12 protein-coding genes are annotated in these 19,451 nt (G+C 61.6%); 10 read left to right on the top strand and 2 right to left on the bottom strand.

What is annotated here, in order from left to right; translation table 11 throughout:
* Positions 1 to 95: 95 nt before the first annotated feature.
* The 8 genes from glnE (at position 96) to BMY98_RS20465 (ending at position 10,337) form a co-directional block, all read left to right on the top strand.
* Entirely contained in the window at positions 96 to 3,047 is a 2,952-nt protein-coding gene (glnE, locus tag BMY98_RS20430) for a bifunctional [glutamate--ammonia ligase]-adenylyl-L-tyrosine phosphorylase/[glutamate--ammonia-ligase] adenylyltransferase (RefSeq protein ID WP_074892181.1), read from the top strand.
* 246 nt (positions 3,048 to 3,293) lie between these two features.
* Positions 3,294 to 4,328 (top strand): lipopolysaccharide heptosyltransferase II, encoded by a 1,035-nt coding sequence (waaF, locus tag BMY98_RS20435; protein WP_074892183.1) that lies wholly within the window; start codon positions 3,294 to 3,296, stop codon positions 4,326 to 4,328.
* Position 4,329: 1 nt separating this feature from the next.
* Positions 4,330 to 5,394: a lipopolysaccharide heptosyltransferase I gene (gene waaC, locus BMY98_RS20440; protein ID WP_074892185.1), complete on the top strand. Its 1,065-nt coding sequence runs from the start codon at positions 4,330 to 4,332 to the stop codon at positions 5,392 to 5,394.
* On the top strand, positions 5,394 to 6,518 hold the full coding sequence (locus tag BMY98_RS20445) for a glycosyltransferase family 4 protein (RefSeq protein WP_074892187.1): 1,125 nt from the start codon (positions 5,394 to 5,396) through the stop codon (positions 6,516 to 6,518). Before waaC ends, BMY98_RS20445 begins: the two co-directional genes overlap by 1 nt.
* Complete coding sequence (gene rfaP / locus BMY98_RS20450) at positions 6,515 to 7,321, top strand: lipopolysaccharide core heptose(I) kinase RfaP (protein WP_074892189.1); 807 nt, start codon at positions 6,515 to 6,517, stop codon at positions 7,319 to 7,321. Before BMY98_RS20445 ends, rfaP begins: the two co-directional genes overlap by 4 nt.
* A complete protein-coding gene (locus tag BMY98_RS20455; protein WP_074892191.1) occupies positions 7,321 to 8,055 on the top strand; it encodes a lipopolysaccharide kinase InaA family protein in 735 nt (244 codons plus the stop codon). Before rfaP ends, BMY98_RS20455 begins: the two co-directional genes overlap by 1 nt.
* Positions 8,052 to 8,807, top strand: a complete 756-nt coding sequence (locus tag BMY98_RS20460) for a lipopolysaccharide kinase InaA family protein (RefSeq protein WP_074892193.1) — start codon at positions 8,052 to 8,054, stop codon at positions 8,805 to 8,807. Before BMY98_RS20455 ends, BMY98_RS20460 begins: the two co-directional genes overlap by 4 nt.
* Before the next feature lie 78 nt (positions 8,808 to 8,885).
* Entirely contained in the window at positions 8,886 to 10,337 is a 1,452-nt protein-coding gene (locus BMY98_RS20465; protein ID WP_074892195.1) for a lipopolysaccharide kinase InaA family protein, read from the top strand.
* 4 nt (positions 10,338 to 10,341) lie between these two features.
* On the opposite strand, the gene BMY98_RS20470 is transcribed toward BMY98_RS20465, so the two are convergent.
* Positions 10,342 to 11,478 carry a membrane-targeted effector domain-containing toxin gene (locus BMY98_RS20470; protein ID WP_074892196.1) on the bottom strand — a complete coding sequence of 379 codons (1,137 nt, stop codon included), beginning with the start codon at positions 11,476 to 11,478 and terminating at the stop codon, positions 10,342 to 10,344.
* Between the two features lie 39 nt (positions 11,479 to 11,517).
* On the bottom strand, positions 11,518 to 16,389 hold the full coding sequence (locus BMY98_RS20475) for a membrane-targeted effector domain-containing toxin (protein ID WP_074892198.1): 4,872 nt from the start codon (positions 16,387 to 16,389) through the stop codon (positions 11,518 to 11,520).
* A 390-nt stretch (positions 16,390 to 16,779) separates the two neighbouring features.
* Between BMY98_RS20475 and BMY98_RS20480 the strand changes: the two genes are divergently transcribed.
* Together BMY98_RS20480 and BMY98_RS20485 are read left to right on the top strand one after the other, a co-directional pair.
* Positions 16,780 to 18,534, top strand: a complete 1,755-nt coding sequence (locus tag BMY98_RS20480) for a carbamoyltransferase family protein (RefSeq protein WP_074892200.1) — start codon at positions 16,780 to 16,782, stop codon at positions 18,532 to 18,534.
* Positions 18,527 to 19,435, top strand: coding sequence for a glycosyltransferase family 2 protein (locus tag BMY98_RS20485; RefSeq protein WP_074892201.1), 909 nt, complete (start codon positions 18,527 to 18,529; stop codon positions 19,433 to 19,435). The genes BMY98_RS20480 and BMY98_RS20485 overlap by 8 nt, the downstream gene beginning before the upstream one ends.
* The last annotated feature ends 16 nt before the right edge of the window (positions 19,436 to 19,451 follow it).

Raw genomic sequence — 19,451 nt, forward strand, 5'->3', positions numbered from 1 at the left:
TCAGCAATTTTTAACCTTTGTTCGACAGTCCGTCCGTTGCGTGTACACACCCCGCTGTGGCGGACTGTCATTTGAACGCCGATCAAGGATAGACCATGAGCCTTCCCCTGCTGGCCGAGCTGCCGGCTGTCCTTCTGCCGCTGGTCACTCGCGCCCGTCAATCCTGGCGTACCGCTCTCGATTCCCTGCCAGATGAAGCCGGGCGGTCATTTCAGGCCTGGCCCGAGGCGCGGCTGTTGGCGTTTGATCGTGTCTGCGCGGCCAGTGATTTTGTCGCCGATCAGGTCTCACGCGATCCGCTGATGCTGCTCGACCTCGCTGAATCCGGTGAGCTGGAGCGCAGTTTCGCGCCTGGCGAGATGCTTGAGCACCTTGCCAATGCAGTCATTCAGGCTGCCAGTGACGATGAACTGGGGCGTAATCTACGTCGTCAACGCACGCGCCAGCAAGCGCGAATTATCTGGCGGGACCTCACCCGGCAGGCCGATCTGGTGGAAACCTGCCGCGATCTCTCGGACATGGCAGATGGCTGCATCGATCTGGCTTACAAGTGGCTGTACGAGCGGCATTGCCAGCAATTCGGTACACCGACCGGCCGTCGGACCGGCGAGCCGCAGCAGATGGTCATCCTCGGCATGGGCAAGCTGGGCGCTGTCGAGCTGAACCTGTCCTCCGACATCGATCTCATCTTTGCCTACCCCGAAGGCGGCGAAACCCAGGGCGTCAAGCGCCCGCTGGATAACCAGGAGTTTTTCATCCGCCTGGGTCAGCGATTGATCAAGGCGCTGGACCCGGTCACGGTCGATGGCTTCGTCTTCCGCGTCGACATGCGTCTGCGTCCCTATGGGTCTTCCGGTGCGTTGGTGCTCAGTTTCAATGCGCTGGAGCAGTACTACCAGGATCAGGGCCGCGACTGGGAACGCTACGCCATGATCAAGGCGAGAGTGGTCGGCGGCGATCAGGAGAAGGGCGGCGAGCTGCTCGGCATGCTGCGGCCGTTTGTCTATCGCCGCTATCTGGACTTCTCCGCCATTGAAGCGCTGCGCACCATGAAGCAGCTGATTCAGCAGGAAGTCCGCCGCAAGGGCATGGCCGAGAACATCAAGCTCGGTTCCGGCGGCATCCGCGAAGTGGAGTTCATTGCCCAGGCGTTCCAGCTGATTCACGGCGGTCGCGATTTGAGCCTGCAGCAGCGGCCGTTGCTCAAGGTGTTGAAAACCCTTGAAGGCCAGGGCTATTTGCCCGCAGCGGTCATCGATGAGCTGCGTGAGGGCTATCAGTTTCTGCGCTACACCGAACATGCCATTCAGGCGATTGCCGATCGGCAGACGCAAATGCTCCCCGACGACCCGCAGGATCAGGCGCGCATCGCCTTCATGATGGGCTTTACCGATTGGACGAGCTTTCATGTGCAGCTGATGTACTGGCGTGGGCGCGTCGCGTGGCACTTTCGTCAGGTCATCGCCGACCCGGATGAGGAAGAAGGCCAAGAGGACCACGGCGAAGAAATCGTCGGTGGCGAGTGGCTGCCGCTGTGGGAAGAATCGCAGAACGAAGAAAGTGCGTGCCTCCAGTTGCACGAGGGCGGATTCGCCGATGCGCAAAAGGCGCTGAAAAATCTGAGCAATCTGCGCAACAGTTCGCAACTGCGCTCGATGCAGCGTCTGGGGCGTGAGCGGCTCGATGCCTTTATTCCGCGCCTGCTCGCCCAAGCGGTTGAGCACGACAATCCCGATCTGGTGCTGGAGCGCGTACTGCCGCTGGTGGAAGCCGTGGCCCGTCGCTCGGCGTATCTGGTGTTGCTCACCGAGAATCCCGGTGCACTGCGTCGATTGTTGACCCTGTGCGCGGCCAGCCCGTGGATTGCCGAGCAGATCGCCCGCTTCCCGTTGTTGCTCGATGAGCTGCTTAACGAAGGTCGCCTGTTCAGCCCGCCTCAGGCGCTTGAGCTGGCTGCCGAGCTGCGCGAGCGTCTGACGCGGATTCCCGAGGACGATCTCGAGCAGCAAATGGAAGCGCTGCGGCATTTCAAACTGGCCCACCGTCTGCGTGTGGCTGCGTCGGAAATCACCGGCAGCCTGCCGCTGATGAAAGTCAGTGATTACCTGACCTGGCTGGCCGAGGCGATTCTTGAGCAAGTGCTGGCGCTCGCCTGGCGCCATACCGTCGCCCGCCATGGTGCGCCGCGCCGTCCGGATGGCACGTTGTGTGATCCCGGCTTTGTCATCGTCGGCTATGGCAAGGTCGGCGGGATTGAGCTGGGGCACGGCTCGGATCTTGACCTGGTGTTCATCCACGATGGCGATCCCCAGGCTGAAACCGACGGTGCCAAGCCGATCGATGGCGCGCAGTTTTTCACGCGGCTCGGCCAGCGGATCATCCATTTGATCACCACCCAGACCAACTCGGGCCAGTTGTACGAAGTCGACATGCGCCTGCGCCCCTCTGGTGCGGCGGGTTTGCTGGTGAGTTCGCTCGGGGCGTTTTCCCGCTATCAGGAGAACGAGGCCTGGACGTGGGAGCATCAGGCCCTGGTGCGCGCACGGGTGCTGGTGGGCAGCAACGATGTCGGCCGGCAGTTCGAGGGCGTGCGCGCGTCGGTACTGGGCCGTGAGCGGGATTTGCCGAAGCTGCGCCAGGAGGTCAGCGAGATGCGCGCCAAGATGCGCGACAACCTCGGCACTCGCATAACGGCGGCCGGGAAGGGGGCGAATGCGTTCGAACCGACCGCGCGGTTCGACCTCAAGCAGGACGCCGGAGGTATCGTCGATATTGAATTTATGGTGCAATACGCGGCTCTGGCGTGGTCCAGAGAGCATCCCTCGCTGCTTCGTTACACCGATAACATCCGTATTCTCGAAGGCCTGGAAGAGGCGAGCCTGATGGCCGCCGCCGATGCCGGTCTGCTGCGTGAGGCGTACAAGGCTTACCGCTCGGCCGCTCACCGACAGGCATTGCAGAACGATCCGGGTGTTGTGGCCGGCGACCAGTTCGTCACCGAGCGGCGCGAAGTGATGCGGATCTGGGGGCAGTTGGGGCTGAGTTAATAGATGAAGGATTCTTCATTGAACTCGCTGGCCTCATCGCGGGCAAGCGCGCTCCCACAGTTGAGCGCGGTCTCCTGTAGGAGCGCGCTTGCCCGCGATGGCGTCAGAGGGGGCGCAACCGGATCCGGCGTGTGTTACAGCCATCCGGTTCTATAAAGCTATGACAGGGAGGCGTCAGGCTGCGTGTACAAGCATCACGCAGTTTGATGGGCCTCCCTGCTCGTTTCTGGTCGTTTTTGGATGAGCATGAGAATTCTGATCGTAGGGCCCAGCTGGGTCGGTGACATGGTGATGGCGCAGACGCTGTTCCAGTGCCTGAAGCAGCGTCACCCGCAGTGCGAAATCGATGTGCTGGCGCCCGAATGGAGCCGGCCGATCCTTGAGCGCATGCCGGAAGTGCGCACGGCTTTGAGCTTCCCGCTCGGCCATGGCGCGCTGGAGCTGGCCACGCGCCGGCGCATCGGCAAGTCCCTCAAGGGCCAGTACGATCAGGCGATTCTGCTGCCCAACTCGCTGAAGTCGGCGCTGGTGCCGTTCTTCGCCGGCATTCCCAAGCGCACCGGCTGGCGTGGCGAATTTCGCTATGGCTTGCTCAATGACGTGCGCACCCTCGACAAACAGCGTTACCCGCTGATGATCGAGCGCTTCATGGCGTTGGCCTACGACAAAGGTGCCGAGCTGCCGCGCCCGTATCCCAAACCCAGCCTGCAAATTGAAACGGCCAGTCGTGACGCGGCGTTGACCAAGTTCGGCCTGAGCCTTGATCGGCCTGTGCTCGCGCTGTGCCCGGGCGCCGAGTTCGGTGAATCCAAGCGCTGGCCTTCCGAGCACTACGCCAAAGTCGCCGAAGCGAAGATTCGTGAAGGCTGGCAGGTCTGGCTGTTCGGCTCGAAGAACGACCATGCCGTGGGCGAAAGCATTCGTGAGCGGCTGATTCCCGGCCTGCGCGAAGAATCCATGAACCTCAGCGGCGGCACTTCACTGGCTGAAGCCATTGACCTGCTGTCCTGCGCGGACGCCGTTGTCTCCAACGATTCCGGGCTGATGCACGTTGCCGCCGCACTGAATCGCCCGCTGGTGGCGGTGTACGGCTCCACTTCGCCGGGCTTCACGCCACCGCTGGCCGATGAAGTCGAGATCGTCCGTCTCGGCATCGAGTGCAGCCCGTGCTTCGAACGCACCTGCCGCTTCGGCCATTACAACTGCCTTCGCCTGCTGGAGCCGGACTCGGTGATCCAGGCCCTCGGCCGTATTGGCGCCGCCCCGGTCGAGGTCGCCTGACTTGCGGGTACTGCTGATCAAAACCTCGTCACTGGGTGACGTGATCCACACTTTGCCCGCGCTGACCGACGCCATGAACGCGCTGCCGGGCATCCAGTTCGACTGGGTGGTGGAAGAGGGCTTCGCCGAGATTCCGACCTGGCATCCGGCGGTCGCGAACGTGATTCCGGTGGCGATCCGTCGCTGGCGCAAGAACCTTTGGCAGACCGTCAAAAATGGCGAATGGCGCCGGTTCAAGCAGCGCCTGCGCGACACCCGCTACGATCTGGTGATCGACGCCCAGGGCCTGCTGAAAAGTGCCTGGCTGACCCGCTACGTCAAAGCGCCCGTCGCCGGGCTGGACAAGACTTCTGCGCGCGAGCCCATGGCCGCTCGTTTCTACGATCGTCCCTACGCCGTTGCCCGCGGCCAGCATGCGGTCGAGCGCTTGCGTCAGCTGTTCGCCCAGGCGCTGGGCTATCAGGTGCCTGCAGGGTTGGGCGATTACGGCCTTGATCGCAGCCGCCTGCTCACTGCCACAAACGACGCGCCCTTCGTGCTGTTTCTGCATGGCACTACGTGGGACACCAAACACTGGCCCGAGCTGTACTGGCGACAATTGGCCGAACGCATGATCGGTCAGGGTCTTGAAGTGCGGCTGCCGTGGGGCAATCCGGCCGAGAAGGCACGGGCCGAGCGCATTGCCGTTGGCCTTGATAACGCCGTCGTGTTGCCCAAACTCAATCTGGCAGGCGTTGCTCGCGTGCTGGCGAGCGCCCAGGGTTGCGTGGCGGTGGACACCGGTCTTGGTCATCTGGCTGCAGCGCTGGACGTGCCGACCCTGTCGCTGTTCGGCCCGACCAATCCGGGCCTGACCGGCGCGTACGGCCGGTCGCAGGTTCATCTGGCGGCGGAATATCCCGCCTGCGCGCCGTGCCTGCAAAAGAAATGCACCTATCGACCGACCCCTGAAGATCAGCGCCAAGTCGATACCGAACGCGAGTGGCCCATGTGCTTTACTCGCCTGAATCCCGAGCGGGTAGCGAACCACTTAGGCGCGCTATTGCTGGCAAAGGAACATCCCTGATGCAACTGGCATTCGTGCTTTATAAATACTTCCCCTTCGGTGGCCTGCAGCGCGACTTCATGCGCATCGCCCTGGAGTGTCAGCAGCGCGGCCATCAAATCCGCGTCTACACGCTGATCTGGGAGGGCGATGTACCGCCCGGCTTCGAAGTGCTGGTGGCGCCGGTCAAGGCGATCTTCAATCACCGCCGCAACGAAAAGCTTACCGACTGGATGAATGCCGACCTGGCCAAGCGTCCCGTGGACCGGCTGATCGGGTTCAACAAGATGCCCGGCCTGGACGTGTATTACGCCGCTGACGGCTGCTACGAAGACAAGGCGCAGAACCTGCGCCACGGCCTGTACAAATACTGGGGCCGCTACCGTCACTTCGCCGACTACGAACGTGCAGTGTTCGGCAAAGACGCGAAAACCGAAGTGCTGATGATCTCCGAAGTGCAGCAGCCGCTGTTCATCAAGCACTACAACACGCCGCTTGCGCGCTTTCATCTATTGCCGCCGGGGATCTCTCAGGACCGCCGCGCACCGCCGAATGCCGCCGAAATCCGTGCCGAATTCCGTCGCGAATTCAAGCTGGCCGACGATGACCTGTTGCTCGTGCAGATTGGCTCCGGCTTCAAGACCAAGGGCGTTGATCGCAGCCTCAAGGCGTTGGCGGCGCTGCCTGCTGAACTGAAGAAACGCACGCGGCTGTTTGTAATTGGTCAGGACGACCCCAAGGTATTCCAGCTGCAGAGCACGACGCTGGGCCTGGGCGATCACGTCACCTTCATGAAAGGGCGCAGCGACATCCCGCGTTTTCTGTTGGGCGCCGACCTGTTGATTCATCCGGCGTACAACGAAAACACCGGCACCGTGCTGCTTGAAGCGCTGGTGGCAGGACTTCCGGTGCTGGTCAGCGCGGTGTGCGGCTACGCCCATTACATCGCCGAAGCCGACAGCGGTCTGGTGCTTGATGAGCCGTTCGAACAGAGCCAGCTCAATCAATACCTGACCCGCATCCTCAAGGACGACGCCGCGCGCAGCACCTGGAGCCGCAACGGGCTGACATTCGCCGACACGGCTGATCTTTACAGCATGCCGCAGCACGCTGCGGATGTGATTCTGGCGGAGCACCACGGATGAAACTGATCCTTGCTGAACCCTTCAAGAGCCTCTGGGCCGGGCGCGATGCGTTCGAGGCCGTCGAGGCGCTGGAAGGCCAGGTCTATCGCGAGCTCGAGAACCGGCGCACGTTGCGCACCGAGGTCGACGGACGCGGTTATTTCGTCAAGATCCATCGCGGCATTGGCTGGGGTGAAGTGGCGAAGAACCTGCTGACCGCCAAATTGCCGGTGCTCGGCGCGGGTCAGGAATGGGACGCCGTCAATCGTCTGCATGAAGTCGGCGTGCCGACCATGACCGCCGTGGCGTACGGCGAGCGCGGCAACAACCCGGCCATGCAGCATTCGTTCATCATCACTGAAGAGCTGGCGCCGACCGAGAGCCTGGAGGACGTCAGCCTCAACTGGCGCACCGAACCGCCCGAGCCACGCATGAAGCGCGCATATATCGCCGAAGTGGCGCGGCTGGTCGGGATGATGCACCGCGCCGGAGTCAATCATCGCGACTGCTACATCTGTCATTTTCTGCTGCACACCGACACGCCGGTCACGCCCGACGATTTCAGGCTCTCGGTGATCGACCTGCATCGCGCCCAGACGCGCCCGGCGATTACCCAGCGCTGGCGCAACAAGGACCTGGCGGCGCTGTATTTCTCGGCGATGGACATCGGCCTGACCCGCCGCGACAAACTGCGCTTTCTCAAGGGCTATTTCCAGCAGCCGCTGCGCCAGATCCTGGCCCAGGAATCGGCGCTGCTGAGCTGGCTTGAAGGCAAGGCCGAGAAGCTTTATCAGCGCAAGTTGCGCTACGGGGACGCGCTCTGATGGCGGGTTGGAATCTGGAGCCTGGCTACGCCGCGCTGACGGCCGACTTCGGTACCCTCGATGCCGTGTTCGCCCTCAAAGGCGAGCGGCTGACCCGGGATCCGTTGTCGGAAGTCATCCGCGTCGAGCGCGGTGGCGTGAATTACTACGTCAAGCGCTACGTCGCGGCGGGCAAGGGTTTGCGCCGTTATCTGGGGCGGCCCCGGGTGAAGTCCGAATGGCAAAACCTCAAGCGCTTCGCCAAGTGGGGCATCCCGACGGCAGAAGTCGTGGCCTGGGGCCTTGAGCGCAACGGCGCTGCGTATGATCGTGGCGCGTTGATCACCCGCGAGCTGCCGCGCACCGAGGACTTGTCCGAACTGGCTCGGGCCAATGACACGCGTCTGGACAGTCGTTCATGGGTCAACAGCGTCAGTCAGCAGGTCGCGCGCTACACCCGAACCATGCATGACCATCACTTCACCCATAACGACCTGAAGTGGCGCAACTTGCTGGTGGACGATCAGTCGACGGTGTTCCTGATCGACTGCCCGAACGGCGCGTTCTGGGTCAGCTTCATGCTGCGCTACCGCATCACCAAAGACCTCGCGTGCCTGGACAAGGTCGCGAAATATCACCTGTCGGCCACCCAGCGCCTTCGGTTCTATCTGCAATACCGTGGTCGCGAACGCTTGAATGATTCTGACAAGAAGCGCATCCGCCACATCGTCAGTTTTTTTGAGGGCCGTGAATGAGTGTTTTCATTGCTGACGCCGACCGGGGGCTGCTCGAGCGGCACGGTCTGGCGGACTTCGATGCGTTGTGGAGCGTAGAGCTTGACGCGGTGGATGAGCCCAACACCGGTCGCGGCGGCTGGAGCAGTGTGTTTCGCCTGGAGCTGGAAGGCTCCGGTTATTACCTCAAGCGCCAGAGCAACTACCTGACTTATACCCTGCATCACCCGTTTGGCGAGCCTTCGTTTTCCCGGGAGTTTCGCAACATCAGCCTGTATCAGAAACTGGGCATTCCGGCGCTGCATGCGGTGTTTTACGCGGACAGAAAAGTCGACGGCGAGCGCCGCGCGATTCTCATGACCCGCGCGCTGGATGGCTGGACCGATCTGGACACGTTGTTGCAAGACTGGCACGAGCGGCCTGCCACCGAGCGGCTGGCGATTCTGCAGGCGTGCGGGCAACTGGCGCGCACGCTGCACAAGGCCGGTCAGGTGCATGGATGTTTCTACCCCAAGCATATTTTCATGCGGGCGCGGGGCGGCGAGTATATGGCGCAGCTGATCGACCTTGAGAAAACGCGCAAGTCGATCTTCGGCCAGCGCGACCGGGTCAAGGACATCGAGCCTTTGCTGCGCCGCGCACCGGTATGGAACGATACGGAAATCCGCGAACTGCTCGCGGCTTACCTGCACGCCCCGACCGACAGCGGGCTGGTTGATGCCTGGTGGCAGCGCGTCGCCAAACGGGGTAGTCACAAGCGCCGGGATCGTTGATTTTTGGTTTTTGATGCACACGAGATTCACTGCCTGTCAGGTCTGCGATCTGGACCGGCTTGATCAAAGAGGGCGCCGATGCGTTTGTCTGAACTGAAAAACGCCGGTCGCACCCCGGCGCTGCCGATGAACATTGCGCTGGAGGATGCGGCCGGTCCTGCCGAGCTGCAGCTGCTCAGCCTGCTGCGCGTCCTGCCCGGTCAACGCTACGTTGGCGCCGGCATCTGGCGCGGGCGCACGGTCCTGGCAAAGTTGCTGGTCGGTGCGAAAGCCCCTCGGCATTTCCAGCGTGAACGTGACGGCGTACAGGCGCTGGCCAAGCAAGGCTTGCCAACACCGTTGCTGCTGGCCGAAGGGCTGCAAGAAGGTGAGGGCGGCTGGCTGCTGTTCGAGTTTCTGGATCAGGCCGAAAGTCTGGGCGATGCCTGGCAATCGGTGGAAGAGCTGCCACCCCTGGCCGATGAACAGCAGTCAGTGCTCGGCGATGCACTGGCCGCCGTGGGCCAGATGCACGCCAAAGGCCTGTGGCAGGAGGACCTGCACCTGGACAACCTGCTGCGTCAGGGCTCGACCTTGTACTTGATCGACGGCGCGGGCATTCGCGTCGAAGAAGCGGGCAAACCGTTGTCCCGGCAGAAAGTGCTGGAAAACCTCGGCGTGTTCTTTGCCCAGTTGCCCAAGTCCCTTGAGCCGTTCACCGAAGAATTACTGGTCTATTACCTGCTGAGCAACGGCGAGCACGGTTTGCCGGTCGAGGCGCTGCAAAAGCAGATCGACAAGGTGCGCAGTTGGCGCTTGCGGGACTACCTGATCAAGATCGGCCGTGAATGCAGCCTGTTCAGCGTCGATGATGGGCCGTCTGCCCTGCGCGCGATTCGTCGCGAGGAAGTCGCGGCAATGCAACCGGTGCTGGAAAAAGCCGACGCGCTGGTCGATGGCGGTCATCTGTACAAGACAGGGGGAGCGGCCAGCGTCGCCAAAGCTGACGTCGCTGGCCGTGAGCTGGTGATCAAGCGCTACAACATCAAGAACCTGGCGCACTGGCTCAAGCGTTTCTGGCGCCCGTCCCGCGCCTGGCACTCATGGCGTGAAGGCAATCGGCTGCGTTTCCTCGGCATTGCAACGCCCAAACCGCTGGCGCTGCTGGAAAAACGCTTTTTATGGCTGCGCCGCGAAGCGTACCTGATCACCGAATTTCTGCCGGGCCCCGACATCATCGAGCGCTTTGCGCCCTACGTTGCGTCCGGGGATGCGCCGGAAGCCGAATTGCAGGCGCTGGATCTGTTGTTTGCGCAGTTGATCCGCGAGCGCATCAGCCACGGCGATCTGAAGGGCCACAACGTGTTCTGGCACAACGATCGCTGGTCGCTCATTGATCTGGACGCCATGTGTCAGCATGGATCCCAAGCCTCGTTCGCGACGGCGTTCGCCAAAGACCGCGCGCGTTTCATGCGCAACTGGCCGGCGGACAGCGCGCTGCACCAAGTGCTGGAGCAGCGCCTTCCGACGGTGTCAAAAACGCCGGACTGACCCGTCAGCTCACTTGATTCAGGTTCATCTCCACCAGAGCGTCGATCAGTGCCTGCACGTTGTCGAACGGCTGGCGATGAACCCGCTGCCATGACTCGCGCTCGACGTAGACTTTGCCTGCAGTATTGAACCGTATCGGCGTGTGCTTGAGGGTGCGGTCCCTCGATCGATGCACGATCGTCGGTCTCAAGGGATCGGATTCGTCGAGCAGGAACATGCCCGGACTGTGCAATCCAGCGCTGGCCGGTGCGGCAAGTTGAGGGCGCTTGGGCAATTCGACCTCCACGAGGAAATCGTTCTTCACCAGCACCGCCTCGTGACCCACCCCCGCAGGAACCTGCTCGCCAGGGTCGATCATGATGCCGCGGCTTTTGCCATGCGCCACGTCCATCACCCGTACACCGATCCCCTGTTCAAGCTCCGCGATGCCAGGCACGCTGTTTTTGAAGGTGTTGACATGGGTCTCACCCGCCAGCGCGATCCACTTGTGCGCTCCCATCACCTCCTGATGTTTGCGTATCGTGCGAGACGCAAAATAGCTGAACACCTGCTGGCGCGTGGTGCTGGATTGGTTTGGCAGATGGCGGATGAAGTAGCTGGCAGCGCAATCAATCGCGCGGATTTCAATGCCATGCCGTTTGGCCTGGACCACCAGCCTTTCAAACGAGTACACGCCTGTCGGGTCGGTCCGAAACGTTTTGTCCATGCGCTTGAGGTCATGCAGCAGACGTTTGCTCATCAGCCCGGTTTCGGCGAAGCGGTCCAGGTCGGCCTGATGCAGATCGGTCAACAGGTGCTCCATGTACAGCGTTCTTACGTTCTGGCGCGCCAGATGCTCCATGTTGTCGAGAATGAAGCGCTTGCTGGCGAGCGCCGAGTGGGACTCCCCAATCACGACCCCCGAGGTGTTTTCGTACAATTCCTCGATGAACATGCTCAACGGCGTGTCGGTCTTCACTTCAGGCAAAAGCACGCGCTCGGGTAAGGCGAGCGTGAGCACCGAGCGCGCGTCTTTCTGCAACGTACTCGCCAGTTCAAAGAATCTCTCACGTACCTCCACCAGATGACTTTCCACGAAGAAATAGTCGGGGTTAAGGCCTCGGTGACGGAAGTGGGCAAGGTCATGAAAGGTGGTCTGCATGTCGGCAGGCACTTGATAGCGGTTGTCGATCAGTGACTGCTAAATGGCGCCCAGCGGGTAGTCGTTGCTCCAGCTCGTGGCATCGGCGCGGGTCCAGTAGCCTGCCGGACTCCATTCAAAACCGTGCTCACCGGTATAAGGGTTCAGCTCGTTCCTGCGATGGGAGACGATGGCGCGGCGGTTAGGGTCAAGGCCCCATGCCATGGGTGAGCGCCGTTCAAGCAACCCATACAGAGCATCGTCCAGCGAGGTCTCGGATGGACTCACAGGCGACGATGCGCCGGCCACATTGTCGATGTTCGGGTTGCCGATCTGTGCCTTGAAATCCGCACGCGACGCAGCGCTGCTGATGACGGCATCGCTGTCAACGGATATCTGGATCGGCGTGCCCAACGGCACGTCTTCGACGCGCAGGCTGAGTACCCCCTGCAGCTCACTGATGCCGGGCCGTTGCTGCCAAGTGTTGGCTGTGCGGTGGTCGAGCAGGGCGATCCAGCGTCGGCCAGGGTGCGCCTGAACGTCGCCACTGATGACCTTGTTACCGAAGAAAACCGCCATCTTTTGCGGCGCGAGGGCGTCGCCGGCAGCGGATGCCACTTCGTTGTCGGCATAGTCGTAACTGACCGATGAGCTGAATGGCCGAACCTCAATGCCGTTTCGGTGTGCGGCTTTGATCAGGTGGTAATAGTCGTATTTGTCGCTGCCGTTTTTGAGCGCGCCCTCGTTCACGGTCTCCAGATAATGCTTGAGCGTGTGGGAGCCACTGCGCGTTTTGCTGCCAAGCGCCTTGTATTTCTGAAGCTTGTGCGTGTGCTGGTCGGTCTGCAGATGTTCGATGTACAGCACCTCGACCTTGCGCTCCGCCAGCAACGGCATGTGGTCTATCAGCAGCTGTTTGCTGGCGATGGACGTCGGCGCTTCGCCAATCACCAGACCGCTCGACTGCTCCAGTGCTGCGTCGAAAAAAGCTTGTGGCTTCACGTCATCTGCCAGGACCGGCAAATCGGGTTTACCCGGCAGGGGCGGATGCTCGAAGAATGCCTTCGCATCGCGGTAGAGGTTGTGGCGCAGGGTCTGGTAGGTCGAACGGCCACCCTGGAAAATGTCCTCGAAAAACTCGTGCAGGCCAAAGGGTCCCTCATCAAAGCGCTCAGCCTGCCGCGGGCTCACGATGCCAAAGATGTAAGGTTGCAGCGATTCCGGCATTTCGTAATCGCTCACGTCGCCCACGGCTGTGGCGGGGCCTGCCAGGGTTTCGTCCAGACGGCTGAACGACGGGAAAACGCCGCCGCGCAATCCTGCGGCCTCAAGCATTTGCCACTGCCCATGACTGTTGAGGCGCACCGTTTGCCGGCCGAAGAATGCAAACGGGTTACGCGGGTCAACAATTTGCCAGGCGGCCAGCCGGACGTCGTACTGGACCTGGTATGTCTGGCCCTGCATTGAAATGTAGAAATTGCCGCCAACTACGCTGACACCCTGCCCGTGCGGGCGGCTCAGAGGGACGGCGTCCGCCAGAGATACATCAACGGCGTGAAGCGGATGTGCGAGCGTGTTCGCGCCCCGCACCGGTGCGCTGTCCTGCTGCAGTGCCTTCCATACGCCGGTGACGTCGGTTTGCGCGAAGTGACCCGTGGGCTGAAGCGTTTCGGGGATCAGCGCGTGGGTCCGGTGGAGCGGAACGTGGCGGTTGAGAGATTGCGGCGCGGCCCAGAACAGTTCGTTCTCCACCACGATCGGCTGCAGCGTCTCATCGGTGGTATGGGCAATCGAACGTGCATACCTGCCGGCCGCATTCTGGCCGGTCAGGTCCTTGAGCACATCCCCCAGCCCTTTCATTCCGGAGTGCAGATCGCCCGCAGCGCCCGCCGTGTTCAGCCAGGCGCTGAGCACGTAGAAGCTGGCGGTGGCGTGATCCCGCTCGTCGAGGGCTTTTAATGCGCGATAACCATCCGCGCCCGCGATGATCATGCCGACGGCAAAGCTGGCGGGCGGGAAGGGCAGGGTCACTGCAGTCGCGATCAGCTCCAGGCTGCTCCAGACCTGTCGGCAGAGCATGTCTGCACGACCGGTCTGGGTGTCCGCGACGTCCTGGAGCTTGCGCTCGATCACCTGGTTGAAGCACACGTCATACAGGTTGCTGAAAGGCTCGCTCGGCAGCGCGGGTTTGCGACCACCGCCTTTCTTCAGTTCAGCCAGAGCAAAGGCCAGCGGCATCCCGGCCTTCAAGCGGGCGCGGCTGAGGTAGTAATCGCCCATGCCTGCGCCCAGCAGTGTGTTGCTGAACATGGTGAGTGGACGGAAGAGACGACCGTCCGGCGCCTGCGGCGTGTACAACAGAACCTGTTCCAGCGAGCTCGCGTCAGGCGGCGCGAGCAGGAAGCAGCCGTGAATAATCTCTGCACGGGAAGCGATAACCATCACGTCCACGTTCAACTGCAGCGGATAGACGGGGTAGCGCAGGCGCTCCGCCGGGCTGCTGTGATGCATATTGAGGATGGAAGTGGTGAGCCAGCCCAGTTGCGAGGCGTCGATGTGGCCTTCGAGGAAGCTGCGCAAGGCGTCGGCGCGCATTTGCAGTTGTGTCAGCAGCAGGCTCTGTTGGCGGCGCCAGTCGTAACCCTCGCTTGCAGGTGCCAGCAGCTGTCCACGAATCATCGCGATGTACTGATCGGCGACCCATTGACCGCGAACCGAGCCGGCCACTTTTTCCGGACTCAGCGGCGTGAGGTCGACGCCCTCGGGGCCGGTGAAGGTGGCGGTTGTATCGGCAGCCGGGTTGAGCAGACCAAGTGTGTCGTCGTAACCGTCGCGCAGCATCTGGGTATATGACAGAGTTTCGCGGGGTGTATGAATGATGATGCGGTCAGGGTCCACCGCGTCGGGCGGCAGGCCCATCAGCGCGTTGATCTTGCGGCTGGCAGTCTGATGGACGTAGGTGTTGAAGTCGGTCACCTGGGTGTTCGGGGCGGCTTGGTAGGCTTCACCCGCCGCCACGATCGCCTCTTCCAGTGCCACCATCTTCTGACGCTGCTCGGCGGATGCCCGCAGGAACCAGTCCGGTGTGTGCAGCCGTTGCTCGGAGAGCATCACCTCAACGCGGGCCGACACCAGTGCACGCAAACCGCTGTTGTAATCAGGGAGGGTTGCGTAGCTGATCCAGTCCTGGGCAGGCGCAGGCTTTTCGCTCAAATCCTGCAGCTGGTCTTTCAGGGCGTCCCTTCTGCTCGCGGTGATCTGTTCCAGCAGGAACGGGTTCATGTCGGCGGACCGGCTCCAGCTCACGAGCTCGCCGAGCAACTGGCGCTCGTTGTCGAAGCGTTGGAAATGCCGGCCGCGCGGGCTGTCCGGAGTGAACATCAGCAACCCGTCCAACTGTCCCGATGCATCGAGCTTGCGCAACATCAGCATGTTGCTCAGGGTGTCACGGCCATTGAGCTTGATCTGTTGAACGATAACGGCCGGGTTTGTCGGGGCGACGGTGTCCGGATTCAGTGACTCGATGAGGGCCAGGTCGGAAGGTTGAATGTGGCCTTGCAACTCTGCCCCACGGGCCTGCGCGATGAGCTGATGATGCATCGCTTCGCTCATCAGGCGCTGTGTGGCTGGCGAGCCGAGCGCCTGGCGCTGGGCGGGTCCGAAACGGCTCCGCAGGTCCAGCTCGGTGATGACGTCGACGAGGTACGCCGGGGTCAGTTCACTGTACTCAGGGTCAAGCGGCAGGCGGTTATAGGTGATTTGGCTATGGGTCTGGAAGGCCGAACCTGCCGCTGTGTCACCGGGGTGCAGGCCGTAAAGCGCCAGGTGCGTCAGCGTTCGGCTGACGGTGTAAGTTTCACCGGTGACGGGCTGCGTTCGTTCGGTGCTGATCAGGACCTCGTTCGGATCAAGGTCAATCCCCAGATCATTGGCCAGTCGTGCGCGCAGACGGCTTCGCGCGAACTGTTGCGGGGACGCAGCGCCGTCCATGATGCTCATCAATGCGCTGCGCGCGTGCTCGTAACTCATCAGGCCCGAGGCGTAACGCTCGCGTTGCTCGGAGCTGGCCAGTTCAAGCCAGTCGGGGCGTGCTCGGCGTGCTTCGCGGTGGGCGCGGCGATCCTCGGCAGCCACAATGGCGCCGTCGGGGCCCCAGGATTTCGGCTGGCGGAGCAGTTCTTCAAGTCTGGCCAGCAGGGTCTGAGGCGACAGGCTGTGGGCGGTCTCGAACAGCGCGTCGATGTCTACACGCTGCCTGGCGAGCAGGTGATCAAAGGCGTGATCGTAGGGTGATCCCTTGATGGACGTTAGGTGAAAGTCTGAGGGGAGAGTGGTTTCCAGAAACACATCGCCCCCGGATGAGACCTCGAGCCATGCATCGCGCGTGCTGTCGTGCATCAGGCGCAGGAGAGGCAGGCGCAGGAGTGGGTGATTGATGCGACGGGCGAGTGCTTGCTGCAGTGCCTGGTTCGAGACAAAGCCTTCAACGCCCTGTCCGGGCAACCAGAGCAGGGTCTGCTCCGGTTGGGCGGTCGCAACGATCGCGCCGGCGAATTCGATGCGACGCTGTGCATCGAGCTGGAGTTCGAGGGCGCTGAAAACGACGTGCTCCCCCGCATCCATGCCCGGCAGGCATCGGGAATAGTCGCGGTGCAGTTCGCCTTCTTCGATGTTCAGCAGCAGGTCATCGCGCAGGGTCAGTTCGAGGCAAGTCACGAACAGCTCGCGCCGCGAAATGTCACGCGCACTGGCCTGCGCCCAAAAGCGCTCGCTGGCCGAGTGCAGAAGCGCTGCCTGCTCCAGGGGCGGGAGGCCGGATGATGCGTCAGTGAGATTCTTTGCGTCCGGTAGCTGCTGACATTCGGCGTCGAGAACAGCGGCGAGCGTTGTCAGCCGATCCAGCGCAGGCGGGTTGGTTGAAAATGTATCCATGGCGTTAAGCATTCCTGAGTGAGCTCCGCGCGAAAGGGCAGGCGCGAGCCGGGCGAGAGCCCGATGATTCGTTCAGCCACAAATCAATCAGAACGCCGGTGCGTGTGGTGCTAAATAGTTAACGCACAAGGTGAGGGGTGAAGGTGTAGGACCGGCTTCAGCCGGGAAGACGTCAAGTGCCATGTCACAAAATCAACGGCGTACACCCTGGCCGCCTCCCGGCTAAAGCCGGTCCCGCACGAGCATCGCGCGGCACTTCATTCCCTGCGACCACTTCCAGAGCCATTACGCTATAATCCCGCCCTTTAGCTGTCTGCCGCCGTGGCGCCAGACACACCTTATTTGTCAGGCGCGTGATGCCTGCATGCAGACTTAAGAGGCTAGACCCTAGTGGCATTGACGATTCTTGGCCTGTCCGGCGCCCTTAGCCATGATCCTTCCGCAGCCCTGTACATCGACGGCAAGTTGGTTGCAGCGGCCGAAGAAGAGCGTTTCGTTCGCGACAAGCATGCCAAGAACCGCATGCCCTATGAATCAGCGAAGTTCTGCCTCGAACAAGCAGGCATAAAGCCTTCCGATGTTGACGTCGTCGCCATTCCTTTCGCGCCCATCAGCCTGTTCGGCGAAGCGCGCTGGCACTACGCCAAACGCTACTGGTATGCACCGGACCGCGCACTCGACGCGATTCTGATGGGCAACCGCCGCTACAAGCGCTACCGCAACAAGATCGTCTGGTGCCTGGAACAACTCGGTTTCGATCCGAAAAAAATCAAGATCGAACCGGTTGAGCACCACTTGGCCCACGCCTCCAGCGCCTACCACTGCTCCGGTTTTAAAGAGAAAACCGCGATCCTCGGCATCGACGGCAAGGGTGAGTACGCCACCACGTTCTTCGGCTATGGCGAAAACGGCAAGATCCACAAGATCAAGGAATTCTTCGATCCGGATTCCCTCGGCGGCCTGTATGGCGCGATCACCGAATTCCTCGGTTTCGAGATGCTCGACGGCGAGTTCAAAGTCATGGGCATGGCGCCATACGGCGACGCGACCAAATACGATTTCTCGCGCCTGGCCACGTTCGAAAACGGCGAACTGGTGATCAACACCGAATACGCCAACGTCATCGGCCTGCGTCGCTACAAAGAGAAAGGCAAAGGCTTCTACTTCTCGCCGAAACTGATCGAGTGGCTAGGCCCCAAGCGCGAAGGCGACATCGCCGACGAGCCGTACATCCATTACGCCGCCAGCATGCAGGCGCTGTTCGAGAAGCTGTCGCTGCAGATGATCGACCACTATCTGGGTGACATCCTCAAGGAAACCGGCAAGCTCGCCTTCGCTGGCGGCTGTGCGCTGAACGTCAAGCTGAACCAGAAAATCATCGCGCGCCCCGACGTCAAAGAGCTGTTCGTCCAGCCCGCGTCGGGTGATGCCGGCACAGCCGTTGGTGCCGCTGCCTACGTTTCCCACGCGCGTGGCGTGCCGGTCGAGAAAATGGAACACGTTTACCTCGGCCCGTCCTACAGCAACGAAGACGTGATCGCTGCCTGCGCCCGCCACCCGAGCAAGCCGGCCTGGCGCCAGATCGACAACACCCCCGAGCGCATCGCCAAGATCATGGTCGCGGGCAACCCGGTGGCCTGGTTCCAGGGCCGCATGGAATTTGGCCCGCGCGCTTTGGGTGGTCGTTCGATCATCGGCTGCCCGAGCATTGCCGGCGTCGCCGATCGCATCAACCATCAGATCAAGTTCCGCGAACGCTGGAGACCTTTCTGCCCGTCGATGCTGGACACCGTTGCCCCGCAGATGATCAAGATCGATCACCCGGCGCCGTTCATGACCTTCACCTTTGAAGTGGCGGAAGAGTGGAAAACCCGTGTGCCGGAAGTCGTCCACGAAGACGGTACCTCCCGCGCTCAGGTGCTCAAGCGCGAGTACAACCCGCGTTACTACGACATGATGAAGGCACTCGAGGACCTGACCGGCAACGGCGTCTCGCTCAACACCTCGCTCAACCGTCGCGGCGAGCCCATGATCTGCTCGCCTACCGATGCGCTGAACATGTTCTTTGGCTCCGATCTGGAGTACCTGATCATGGAAGACATTCTGGTAGTCAAAGACGGCGTGGAAGGATCTGGACTTGACTGAAACACTGATCAGCGTCGTGATTCCCGCATACAACTATGCCCATTCCCTGCGTCGCGCAGTGAAATCGGTATTGGCGCAGATTCATGACGCTTCTGCTGATCTGCTGGTGATAGATGACGGTTCCACCGACAACACATCAGAGGTGCTCGCGAGGCTTTCCGCCGAGAACCCTGGGCGCTTTCGAGTGCTGCATAAGCCCAATGGTGGGTTGTCTTCAGTACGCAACCGCGGCATAGAAGAAACCACAGGTCTCTACCTGGTGTTTCTTGACGCAGATGACGAAATGGCCCCGGGTGCACTGGCGGGGCTCGCCAGTCATATCGCACGCCATCCCGACACTCATTTGGTGATCGGCGCGCACTGGTCGATGTTCGCCGATGGCCGACGCAGTTTGCAGGTTGCCAAGCCGCTACCGGCGGCGGCACGACAGAGAGTCAAAGGCTATTTGCTGGACAAGACCTTCTCCATCTCAAACGGTGCCTGTGCCATGCATCGCGACGTGTTTGCGCCGGGTAACTATCCCGAGCATCTGCGCAATGTCGAAGATCTTCCCGTCTTCGCTCAGGTCCTGGCGCGCTTTCCCTGCACGGTGCTGGATCAGCCGCTGGCGTTCATTTACAAACACTCCGACAGCATGCGTCATGACTTGCGCCAGAGCCTGGCGGCGGGCACCGTGCAAGTGGTGTGCGAGGTGTTCTCGGCCCAGCGGATGCCCGTTGAGTTTCATGACCTGCGTCAGGCATTCATGGCGCAGCGTTGCCTCTCATTGTTTCGTGATTGTTATTCCCACGGCGAGTACACACTGGCCAGGAAGTTTTATTTCATGGCGTTGAAGGCGCACTGGCGCACGTTCGCGCGCTGGTCATATACACGCAAAGCCTTGCGTTCGTTGTTTCGATAACCGGTTTCAGTTTTGC

It is taken from the genome of Pseudomonas graminis, assembly GCF_900111735.1.
Classification (GTDB): domain Bacteria; phylum Pseudomonadota; class Gammaproteobacteria; order Pseudomonadales; family Pseudomonadaceae; genus Aquipseudomonas; species Aquipseudomonas graminis.